9 protein-coding genes are annotated in these 11,536 nt (G+C 61.1%); 6 read left to right on the top strand and 3 right to left on the bottom strand.

Annotation, left to right across the window (positions count from 1 at the left end; genetic code table 11):
* Positions 1 to 4 precede the first annotated feature (4 nt).
* Genes F0184_RS17215 through F0184_RS17205 form a run of 3 tightly spaced genes read right to left on the bottom strand, consistent with a single transcriptional unit; the run spans position 5 to position 2,954 of the window.
* Entirely contained in the window at positions 5 to 1,363 is a 1,359-nt protein-coding gene (locus F0184_RS17215) for a TRAP transporter large permease (protein ID WP_150497452.1), read from the bottom strand.
* A gap of 4 nt (positions 1,364 to 1,367) precedes the next feature.
* Complete coding sequence (locus F0184_RS17210; protein ID WP_244299298.1) at positions 1,368 to 1,910, bottom strand: TRAP transporter small permease; 543 nt, start codon at positions 1,908 to 1,910, stop codon at positions 1,368 to 1,370.
* Positions 1,911 to 2,954, bottom strand: coding sequence for a TRAP transporter substrate-binding protein (locus F0184_RS17205; RefSeq protein WP_150497451.1), 1,044 nt, complete (start codon positions 2,952 to 2,954; stop codon positions 1,911 to 1,913).
* Positions 2,955 to 3,333: 379 nt separating this feature from the next.
* Between F0184_RS17205 and F0184_RS17200 the strand changes: the two genes are divergently transcribed.
* The 6 genes from F0184_RS17200 to F0184_RS17175 all read left to right on the top strand — a co-directional run bounded on the left by F0184_RS17200 (position 3,334) and on the right by F0184_RS17175 (position 11,168).
* Positions 3,334 to 4,851: a malonate--CoA ligase gene (locus F0184_RS17200; RefSeq protein WP_150497450.1), complete on the top strand. Its 1,518-nt coding sequence runs from the start codon at positions 3,334 to 3,336 to the stop codon at positions 4,849 to 4,851.
* Positions 4,852 to 5,515: 664 nt separating this feature from the next.
* The gene (locus F0184_RS17195) at positions 5,516 to 7,117 is read left to right on the top strand and encodes an ABC transporter substrate-binding protein (protein ID WP_150497449.1); all 1,602 of its coding nucleotides are present in this window, start codon (positions 5,516 to 5,518) and stop codon (positions 7,115 to 7,117) included.
* A 67-nt stretch (positions 7,118 to 7,184) separates the two neighbouring features.
* Complete coding sequence (locus tag F0184_RS17190; RefSeq protein ID WP_150497448.1) at positions 7,185 to 8,168, top strand: ABC transporter permease; 984 nt, start codon at positions 7,185 to 7,187, stop codon at positions 8,166 to 8,168.
* A gap of 116 nt (positions 8,169 to 8,284) precedes the next feature.
* Positions 8,285 to 9,199, top strand: coding sequence for an ABC transporter permease (locus F0184_RS17185; RefSeq protein ID WP_150497447.1), 915 nt, complete (start codon positions 8,285 to 8,287; stop codon positions 9,197 to 9,199).
* Between the two features lie 3 nt (positions 9,200 to 9,202).
* Positions 9,203 to 10,186: an ABC transporter ATP-binding protein gene (locus tag F0184_RS17180; RefSeq protein ID WP_150497446.1), complete on the top strand. Its 984-nt coding sequence runs from the start codon at positions 9,203 to 9,205 to the stop codon at positions 10,184 to 10,186.
* On the top strand, positions 10,179 to 11,168 hold the full coding sequence (locus F0184_RS17175; protein WP_150497445.1) for an ABC transporter ATP-binding protein: 990 nt from the start codon (positions 10,179 to 10,181) through the stop codon (positions 11,166 to 11,168). Before F0184_RS17180 ends, F0184_RS17175 begins: the two co-directional genes overlap by 8 nt.
* The last annotated feature ends 368 nt before the right edge of the window (positions 11,169 to 11,536 follow it).

The raw sequence follows: 11,536 nt of genomic DNA, 5'->3' as shown, positions 1-11,536 counted from the left end.
TCCGCTAGCCGGACAGCAGCTTGGGCAGCCAAAGGACAAGGACGGGGAAGGAGAACAGGGTTGCGACCCGGATCAGTTCGGCCAGGAAGAACGGGGCCACACCCTTGAAGGTCTCGATCATCGGTGTGTCTTTGGCGAGGGCTGAGATAACGAAGACATTCATTCCCACCGGAGGCGTGATCAGCCCCAGTTCCACAACGATCAGGGCCAGGATGCCGAACCAGATTTTGAGATCCTCGGTCGACATGCCGAACCCGGAGCCCTCGGCGCCCGCGTAGAGCCCGCCGTTCAGGTCGACCAGAACAGGCCAGAAGAACGGGATGACAAGAAGGATCATGCTCAAACTGTCCATCAGGCACCCGAGCAGGATCAGGCCCAGCAGCAAGAGCATCAGAACCATCATCGGCTCCATGCCCGTGCCGATGATCCATGCCGCGGTTTCCTGGGGCAAACCGATGCGGCTCATGTAGATCTTCATCAGTTCCGCGCCTAGCAGGATCAGGTAGATCATGCCCGTTGTGCCGGCGGTCTCTTTCAGGGAATCGACAAGATCGCCGATCCGGATCTGACGGGTAATGGCCCCGTAAAGGCCGACCAGGGCGACGCCGACCGCCGCCGCGGGCGTGGGATTGTAAAAGCCGGCATAGATTCCTCCGAGAACCGTTCCGAAAATGGCAACAACCGGAAGGATGCCGATTGTCGCCGCCCGGAACTCCGCTCTTGCCACCCCGTCGTGCTTGGGTCCCGCATCCGGGTTGAGCGCCACATAGATCGCGATCGTCAGCATGAAAAACACCACGGCGAGCAAGCCGGGCAGGAGCGCCGCTGCGAACATGGTGACTATGTTGGCTTCGACAATGATGGCGTAGACCACCAGAACCACGGAGGGCGGAATGAGAATGCCGAGCACGCCGCCGGCGGCCAGGGATCCGGTCGCAAGAGCACCTGAATAGCGGTAGCGTTTCAATTCGGGAAGGGCGACACGCCCCATGGTCGAGGCGGTGGCAAGCGATGATCCGCAGACGGCGCCAAATCCTGCGCATCCGGCAATGGCCGCCATGGCGGTGCCGCCGCGCATCCAGCCGAGCCATGCGTTGGCCGCGCGGAACAACGCCTGGCTCAGCCCGGCCCGCGAGGCGAGCGCGCCCATCAGGATAAACATCGGGACGACGGACAGATCGTAGATCGAGAACTGTCCATAGGCCAAGGTCTTGAGCTGGCTAAGTACGAGCGCGGGCCCATTGACGATGGCGATCCCGATACCGCCAACCAGGATCATGGCATAGGCGATGGGCATGCGGATCGCGATCAGGAGGACAAGGACGGCAAGCGAGGCCAGTCCCATGAAGACAGGATCGGCCATGAATTCAGTTCTCCCGAACCTTCGGCGGTGTGACGGCGCGGCGCATGTCTTCCGTGAACGACACGAATGCGGCCAGGGCGAGCAGGGCGAGCGAGATCAGGATGGGCAGGAAGGCTAGCCAGATCGGAAACTGAAGGATGGTGGTCGTATACGAGTAGGCTTTTTGGTCCAGCATGCCGGCATACATACGCCACAGCAGGACGAGTGCGAAGCCGAACGCCACCAAGGAAGCAAGGCAGGTCAGGGCTGCCCGAGTGCGCACACCGGCGCCGGAGGTGAAAATGTCGGCCGTCACGTTGCCGCCTGTGATCTGTGTGTAGGGCAGGAAGCTGAAGGCGGCGACGGCGACGCCGATCTGGGTCATCTCGAAATCGCCGGGAAACGGAACCCAGACGATGCCGCCGATGACGGAGGCCACGTTCATGGCCACCACGGCAAGCAGGACAAGCCCGCCCAGAAGCGCCCAAAGCGTTGCCGCTAAGGCAACCGCGCCGGGAAATCCGGCGCGGCCCGTGGTCAGGTTCCAATCGCGAACGATGGACGGCACTCAATTGGCTCCGGCATTGGTGGCGATCAGTTGCCGGGCCTTGTCGACCAGCGCCGCGCCGTCGATGCCCTTGGACGACACGTCCTCGACCCACCGGTCGACCACCGGGGCAAGCGCCGCGCGAAAGGCGGCGGTCTCGTCCCCGGACAGAACAACATGGGTGTTGCCGCTGTCGACCGCCATCTTGATGCCGAAGTCGTCCGTGCCGCGCCAGATCGCGCCCACCTTGGCCAGCCATTCGCGGTCGGAGGCATCGCGGAACGCCTGTTTGATGTCCTCGGGAAGTGCATCCCAGCGCGCCTGATTCATTGAGACCTGGAATGTGGCGGTGCCGAAACGCTCCTCATTCGCGCCTTCGATCTGGAATTGCGTCTGTTCCTGGATGCGCAGCGGAGGAATGATTTCCCATGGAATGAAGGCACCGTCGACAACCCCTTTCTGCAAGGCGGTCGGCAGTTCGGGCACGGGCATGGCGACCGGGATCGCGCCGAGGGCCTCGATTACCCAGGCCCCGGTCCGCGTCGGAATGCGCATCTTCTTGCCGGCAAGATCGGCGGCACTGCGCACTTCGGTCTCGCGCATTTGCATTCCGTTGCCCGCGTGGACATGGAGAAACATGACTTCCACGCCCTTGTAGTCCTCTTTCAAGTCGCTCTCGAACAGGTCATAGGCGGCCAGATTCGCTGCCGCCGGATCGTTCTTGAAGACGGTCGGAAGTTCGAATACTTCCGTGCGCGGAAACAGGCCCGGTGTGTAACCGTTCACCGTCCAGACCAGATCCACAACGCCATCGCGGGCTTGCTGGATCAGCTCCGGCGGGCGCCCGCCAAGCGTCATCGACGGAAAGATTTCGATCTTGACCTTGCCGCCGGAGTTTTCCTCGACGGCGCGGGCCCAGGGTTCGAGCATCTGTGTGTGCGCCGGCGCTTTGGCGCTCAGGAAATGGTGGAGTTTGAACGTATGTTCCTGCGCCTGGGCCAGTCCGGCCCCGAGGGCGAGGGCGATGCCGCCGGCAAGGCCGACTAAATAGGTTGTACGCTTCATGGTTCCTCCCGAAGTTGGGGCGTGTGCGATCTGTTGTCTGGCGCCGCCTTTACCGCCCATGATGAAACCATAACGCCTTGAAGCCCAGGTCGGGAACGGGAAATTCAGAACAAAGAGCAGGACTTTCCCGTCGCGACCGCGTGCCCCGGCGCAAAGCGGGCTCCGGGGCGGCAACCTCGGCCGCAGCCCCGTCTGCCGTGTCTTTCACGCGCCTCACGCACTTCAAGGGCGACTCCCTGATGGCCATTTGAGGCAAGGGCCGAAGCCATTTCCAGAATCACGGCGGATCTGGCACCTTTCCGCGTCATCCGTAACGCGCCCATGCGCCTTTGCCAAATTCGCGGCTGATGCCGTGACCAATCCTTGAAGGGTCCTTCCAATGACGAACCCCATGTATGATCGCTTGTTCGGGCGTCACACGGGCAAGGAAACACCGTTTCTGAGACAGGCGGATGGTGCCATCCTGACCTACGATGCGTTTTTGAGACAGGCCGCGCGGTTTGCCCATGTCCTGGTCGATGCCGGCCTCCAGCCGGGCGACCGGTTGGCGGCGCAAATCGAGAAGTCGCCGGAGGCCCTTGCCCTTTACGCAGCCTGTGTTCAGGCCGGCGTTATTTTCCTGCCGCTCAACACAGCCTACACCGCCGGCGAGATGAGCTACTTCATCGAGAACAGCGGGGCGGCCTGCGTGGTCTGCGACCCGGCGCGGTCAGCCACTCTCGAACCGCTCGCGGCGGGTTTGGGAGCCAATGTCGAAACGCTGTCGGGCGAGGGGACCGGAACCTTGATGAACAAGGCGGCCTCCAAACCCTTTACGTTCGGGACGGTGGCCCGGTCCGGTGAGGATCTGGCCGCGCTGCTTTACACATCCGGGACAACTGGGCGCTCGAAGGGGGCGATGTTGACCCAGAACAATCTCTTGTCCAATGCCCAAACGCTGGTCGATCACTGGCGGTTCACGGCGAACGACGTGCTGGTGCACGCGCTGCCGATCTTTCACACCCATGGCCTGTTCGTCGCGACCAACGTGATGCTTCTGGCCGGCGGTGCGATGATTTTCCTGCCGAAGTTCGACACCGACGCGGTGATCGGCGCGCTTGCGGACGCGACCAGCATGATGGGCGTGCCGACATTCTACACCCGCTTGCTGGACGATGATCGTTTCACGGGGGAGCTCACCCGGCACATGCGCCTATTCGTCTCCGGCAGCGCGCCGCTTCTGGCCGAAAGCCACCGGCAATTCGAGCGGCGCACCGGCCACCGCATCCTTGAACGCTACGGGATGACGGAGACCAACATGAACACCTCAAACCCCTATGAGGGTGAGCGGCGGGCGGGGACGGTGGGGTTCCCGCTGCCGGGTGTTGACCTCAAAGTCACCAATGCCGAGACGGGCGATATGGTCCCGGAAGGGGAGGTGGGGCAGATTGAGGTGCGCGGTCCGAATGTCTTCAAAGGCTACTGGCGCATGCCCGAAAAAACCGCGGAAGAGCTGCGCGGGGACGGCTTTTTCATCACCGGGGACCTTGGGAGGATCGATGCCGACGGTTACGTCCATATTGTCGGGCGGAACAAGGATCTGATTATTTCCGGCGGCTACAATATCTATCCCAAGGAGATCGAACTGATCCTCGATGAACAGCCCGGGGTCGTGGAAAGCGCCGTGATCGGCGTGCCGCATCCCGATTTTGGTGAAACCGTCGTCGGGCTTCTGGTCGCCAAACCGGGCGAAGCGCCGGATCTGGATTCGGTCTTGGCAAAAACGGCCGCTTCCCTCGCCAAGTTCAAGCTCCCGAAAAAGTTGATCGTGGTCGATGCGCTGCCGCGCAACACGATGGGCAAGGTCCAGAAAAACATTCTCCGGGCGACCTATGCGGGCTTGTTCACCACAGCGTGAGACCCCGCTTCTGATTGTGGTCCGGAGGGATCGACAGGGCCGGATGGGAGCATGCGGACTGAAGCTCCCCCGGCAGAACGATGGCAATCTGCCCGTTGGCCGCTTTTCCGGCCAACTTGGCCGCCGGTATGGAGCCTTCGCCCGGAGACGGCTGGCCAACCCGTTTTCACGCAGGAGTTGGCCCCGATCGGTTTAGAGCGGATCAAAGCCGTGCCGGTCCGCGCGGTTTTTTTTCGCCAGAGTGCCGTGTCCGACAATGTCTGTGCTCCTGACCTATCTCTTGTGAAAACGCGTGCATTCCGGGAATAAATATATTCCGGGTTGTTTTGCCATTTGGTTTGCCTCGACGGGAACAGATCGGCCGATGGTTTTTTCGTGTTCCGCGGAAGGCCTGAAAACGACGGAAATTCATTGCGACGCTACGGCATTTTCCGGCGCGATGGCCTTGGAGCGGAATTCTCCCGCCAAAAATCATCATTAAACGTTGCAGGATGCTCCGTTGTTTTTCATAAGTGGGTCCACCTAAACTGGGACGCGGGGCATCGCGTGAGGATGGCTCCGCAAGAGAGGAAAAAAATTCCTCCAAAAGCCCACGAGGGGAACAGAGGTGTTCGGTTGCGCGCCATTGGGCCGGAACCAGGCATAATAATGGAAGGAGTGATTCATGGGGTTTGATTTTCTGCGGTCCGCGACGACGCGGCGCACGACCAGCGCGCTCGTTGCCAGCGCGGCACTGGCTTTCGCGCTTGCGCCCGCCAGCGCCGAAACGATCCGTTGGGCCCGCGTTGGCGACGCCCTGACGCTTGACCCGCATTCGCAAAACGAGGGCCCGACAACGGCCGTTATGCATCACATTTACGAGACGCTGGTAGATCGTGAAGTTGACGGAACGCTTGAGCCGCGCCTCGCAACCGAATGGTCCATTCATCCGGACGATCCGACCGTCTGGGTGTTCAAGCTGCGTGAAGGTGTGAAGTTTCACGGCGGTGAAGACCTGACCGCCGAAGACGTCGTGTTCTCCGTTGAACGCGTGCGTCATGAAGCGTCCGACTTCAAGGGCCTGCACGCCAATGTCGTGGGTGCCGAGGCAATCGACGACTATACCGTTCACATCAAGATGGACGGCCCGTCGCCGCTTTACCCGAACAACCTGACCAACTTCTTCATCATGGACAAGGGCTGGTCCGAGGCCAACGATGTCGTGGCGCCGCAAAACTATGACGCCGGCGAAGAAAAGTTCTCGACCCGGAACACCAACGGCACCGGGCCTTACAAGCTGATTTCCCGCGACCCTGAGGTCCGGACCGTCATGCAACACTTCGACGGTCACTGGGACGAGAAGCCGCAAGTGACGGAAATCATCTACACGCCGATCAAGGAAGAGGCGACCCGTGTCGCAGCGCTTCTGTCCGGCGAGGTGGACCTGGTCCAGGATGTGCCCGTGCAGGACATCGCCCGTCTCCAGAACACAGCGGGCATCAATGTCACGACCGGCCCGGAAAACCGGGTGATCTTCTTTGCCTACGACATGGGTTCGGACAAGCTGATTTCGGCCAATGTCGACGACAACCCGTTCAAGAAGCCGGAAGTTCGCGAAGCCATGGCCCTTGCCCTGGACCGCGATGCCATCATGAAAGTCGTGATGCGCGGCCAATCCCTTCCGACGGGTGTGGCCATGCCGCCCTTCGTGAACGGTTGGACCGAAGAACTCGACAAGTATGAGTTGCCTGATGTGGACAAGGCCAAGGCCTTGCTCGCGGAAGCCGGATATCCGGACGGGTTCTCGGTCGATCTGAACTGCCCGAACGACCGCTACTTGAACGACGAAGCGATCTGTCAGGCATATGTCGGGATGCTGGGCCGCATCGGCATCAACGCCAATCTGGTGTCGCAGTCGCGCAGCTTGCACTTCCCGCTGATCTCGAACCGGACGACCGACTTCTACCTTCTCGGGTGGGGCGTTCCGACCTTCGACAGCTCCTACATCTTCAACTTCCTGGTCCACACGGACAACGGCACGCTCGGCGGCTGGAACGGTTCGCGCTATTCCAACCCTGAACTTGACGAAATGATGCAAGCCATCGCAACGGAAGTCGATCTTGAGAAGCGCAACGAAATGATCGGTCAGATCTGGGCTCAGCTCCAGGCGGACCGCGTGCTTCTGCCGGTGCATAACCAGCTTCTGGCCTACGCGACCCGCGAAGGCGTGAAACTTGACGTGCACCCGGAAAACACTCCGAAAATGACGGACGTTGTCTTCGAATAATCAAAAACAGAACAAATCCGGAGGCCCTTGCTTGCAAGGGCCTCCGGCGCATTTCCGGGGTCTTTAAATGATCGCCTTCATCTTGCGCCGCATCGTCCAGTCCATCCTGGTGATGCTGGTCGTCGCATTGGTTTCTTTTTCCCTGTTCCGCTATGTCGGCGATCCGGTCGCGACGATGCTGGGGCAGGAGGCCACTCTTCAGGACCGCGCCGAATTGCGCGAGCGCCTGGGCCTGAACGATCCGATTGTCGTTCAGTTTTGGGATTTCTTATCCCGGGCCGTGACCGGCGATTTCGGCTTGTCCTACCGCTTGCAACAGCCCGTCATGGAACTGATCTTGTCACGCTTGCCCGCGACGCTGGAACTGGCACTGATTTCCGGGATTGTCGCCTTCATCGTGGGGGTGGGCCTCGGGGTCTATACCGCGTTGAACCGGCGCGGCGTGGGATCGAACTCCATCATGGCGGTGTCGCTCATCGGCGTCTCGCTTCCCACATTCCTGATCGGTGTCTTGTTGATCTGGGTCTTTGCCGTTGAACTCCAGTGGCTGCCAAGTTTTGGCCGGGGCGAGACGGTGGATCTCGGATCGTGGACAACCGGATTTTTGACCGAATCCGGCCGCGCGTCCCTGGTGCTTCCGGTCATTACCCTTGGCCTTTATCAGATGACGCTGATCATGCGCCTGGTCCGCTCCGAGATGCTCGAAGTCCTGCGCACCGATTACATCAAGTTCGCGCGTGCAAGGGGCCTGAGCAACCGCGCCATCAATTTCGGCCATGCCTTGAAAAACACCCTGGTTCCCGTGATCACGATCGCCGGTCTCCAGATGGGCTCGATCATCGCTTTCGCGATCATCACGGAGACGGTCTTCCAGTGGCCGGGGGTTGGTGCCTTGTTCATCAATTCGGTTCAGTTTGTGGACGTGCCGGTCATGGCCGCATACCTGCTGCTCATCTCCTTCATATTCGTGGTGATCAATCTGATCGTTGACCTCCTTTACTATGTCGTCGATCCGCGGTTGCGCGTCGACCGCGCGGCGCCCGGCCATTGATGGGATGACGCCATGTTGATCAGCCGTGTCCCATTCGCCTTTTTCCGCTTTGTGTCCCGTTCGTGCCGGACAGCCGCCCGCGCGGCGGCCACGGCCGCGCTTCAGGGAGAATTGAAATGAACCGCTTCGCCCGTGCCTGGGACAGCGATGTCGCCTATTCGTTCCGCCATTCACCGGTCGCCATGGTGGCCGCCATCGTGGCGCTGACGATTATTCTATCCGCCGTGTTGGCGCCCTGGATCGCGCCGCATGAGCCCTTTAATCCGGCCACCTTGAACCTGATGGACGGTTTCACACCCCCTGGGACGCCGAACGCGTTCACAGGCAACACGTTCATTCTCGGGACCGATGATCAGGGGCGCGATATCCTGTCCGCCATTTTGTACGGGGCGCGCATTTCGTTGTTCGTGGGCTTTGCCGCCGTCGTCTTCGCCATGGTCATGGGTATCACGCTCGGCCTGATCGCCGGCTGGCGCGGCGGCTGGGTGGACAGCCTGCTGATGCGGATTGCCGATGTGCAGATGTCCTTTCCCTCGATCCTGATCGCCCTGCTCATCTTCGGTGTGGCGCGGGGATTCATCCCGCAGGACATGCGCGAGGATCTTGCCATCTGGGTGTTGATCGTGTCGATTGGCCTGTCGGACTGGGTGCCTTTCGCCCGTGTTGTGCGCGGCTCCGCCATGGTGGAGAAGAACAAGGAATATGTGCAGGCCGCCCGCGTGATCGGCGTGCATCCGACACGGATTGTCGTGTCCCATATCCTGCCGAATGTTCTCGGTCCCGTGCTTGTGATCGCCACGATTCACCTGGCGCTGGCCATCATCGCCGAGGCGACGCTTTCGTTCCTGGGTGTCGGAGTACCGCCCACACAACCCTCGCTCGGAACCTTGATCCGCATTGGCCAGGGCTTCCTGTTCTCCGGAGAGTGGTGGATCCTGCTCTTCCCGTCCGTCGCCCTTCTGGCGCTGGCGCTTTCGGTCAACCTTCTGGGTGACTGGCTGCGCGATGCGCTCAACCCGCGTTTGAGGTAGGCCATGGCAGAGCCTCTTTTGTCCGTCCGCGACCTGGTCGTCGAGTTTCCGACCCGGCGCGGCACCCTGACCGCCATCAACAAGGTCTCCTTCGACATCCATCCGGGCGAAGTGCTCGGCGTGGTGGGTGAGTCCGGCGCCGGCAAATCCTTGACCGGCGCGGCCATCATCGGATTGCTTGAGCCGCCGGGCCGCATTGCCGGCGGCGAGATCCGCCTGCGCGGCGAACGGATCGATCATCTGACCCGCGAAGCCATGCGGCGGATCCGGGGCAAGCGGATCGGGATGGTCTTCCAGGACCCGTTGACGAGCCTCAATCCGCTCTACACGGTATCCCAACAATTGACCGAAACGATCCTGACGCACCTTCCAGTGTCCCGGAAGGAAGCCCGGGAGCGCGCCATTGCTCTGCTCGACCGGGTCGGTATTCCCGCCGCCCGCCGGCGGATCGACGATTATCCGCACCATTTCTCCGGCGGGATGCGCCAGCGCGTGGTGATCGCGCTTGCTCTGGCGGCGGAGCCGGAACTGGTGATCGCCGATGAGCCGACCACGGCGCTCGATGTGTCCGTGCAGGCGCAGATCATCGACCTGATCAAGGAGATTTGCATGGAGCGGGGCGCGTCCGTCATGCTGATCACGCATGACATGGGCGTGATTGCCGAGACTGCGGACCGCGTCGCCGTTCTCTACGCTGGCCGTTTGGCGGAGATCGGCCCGGTCCACGATGTGATCACGAAGGCCGAGCACCCCTATACCAAGGGCCTGATGGGGTCGATCCCCACGCTCAGCCACGATGAGGACCGGCTGGTGCAAATCCCCGGATCGATGCCGCGGCTGACCGCTATTCCCACAGGCTGTGCGTTCAATCCGCGCTGCGGCGAAGCATTTGCCAAGTGCCATGTCGACCGTCCGGATCCGATCGAGCGTCCGGACAACCGGCAAGTGGCCTGCTGGCTCTATGAAAAGGAGAGCGCACATGTCTGATGCGTTGGTCCGCGTCGAAGGGCTTTGGCGCCGCTTCGATGTTTCCAAACCCTGGCTGAACCGCGTGATCGAACGCGAGGAAAAACAGCTTCTCACCGCCGTTGCTGAAGTGAACTTCGAGATCAAGCGCGGCGAGACCTTCGCACTGGTGGGCGAATCTGGATCCGGCAAGTCGACCATTGCGAAAATGGTCGTCGGGTTGCTGCCTGTCTCTTCGGGGACAATCCTGTTCGACGGCCAGCCGATCACGGGAACGACCGGCGTGGCGATGCGGACCATCCGCCGCCGCTTCCAGATGATTTTTCAAGACCCGTTCGCGAGCCTCAATCCGCGCTGGCGGGTGGGGGATATCATCGCCGAGCCGATCCACACCTTCGGGCTGGCCAAGGGCGCTGAAGCGGCGAACCAGGTGGGGAAACTGCTCGACACGGTGGGCCTTTCGGCCAAGGACGCGGAAAAATATCCGCATGAGTTTTCCGGCGGCCAGCGTCAGCGGATCGCGATCGCCCGGGCCCTGTCGTCGAAGCCTGAGTTCATCGTCTGTGACGAGCCGACCTCGGCGCTCGACGTTTCCGTGCAGGCCCAGATCCTCAACCTCATGCGCGATCTGCAGGACGAGTTGGGGCTGACCTATCTGTTCATCAGCCACGACCTGTCCGTTGTGCGCCATATGGCCACGCGCATCGGTGTTCTGTATCTTGGGCGTCTGGTCGAGGTCGCGGAAGGCAAGACCCTGTTCCGCGCGCCCCAGCATCCCTACACGAAGATGCTCCTGGATGCGGTGCCGGATCTGGCCATGTCCGGCCGCCGGCGCAATCCGGTCGAGGGTGAGATCCCCAATCCTATCAGTCCGCCACCGGGCTGCGCTTTCCATCCGCGTTGCCCGCGGGCCATGGACCGGTGCAAGATCGAAACACCCGACGATTATGCGACTGCGACCGGCCGGGCCGCCTGCTTCGCCGTGGAAATGGAGGCAGCCTAGAGCAATTTCAGTAAAAGGTGGAGACTTTTACGCTTGCGAAATTGCGTAAAAACAGGAACATAGAGCATTTCAAGTGATTCAGCTTTCACGAGAAATGCTCTAGATCTGCGGGCAGTCGCCCGTCCCGGACGGGAGATCGAGACCATAACAAAGCCCCGGGGTGTCGCCGGGGCTTTTTCCGTTGGATTGCCTCCCGGAATTCGCGTCTTGGAAGATTTGCCTCGCGCACCCGGGGCGCTCAGATAACGTACAAAATTTTTCGCACATTTTCAGGTTGGTACGGTTCCCTTTATTCTGATTGAAGGGAGCATGGCATGACTGATGACGACGACGGCAAAGAGATGAGCAACGTGATCCGGATCGATGAA

The sequence above is a fragment of the Roseibium aquae genome, assembly GCF_008711285.1.
Classification (GTDB): Bacteria; Pseudomonadota; Alphaproteobacteria; order Rhizobiales; family Stappiaceae; genus Roseibium; species Roseibium aquae.
Note: the sequence above shows the minus strand (reverse complement) of the source record. Positions and strands in the feature narration are given on the sequence as shown.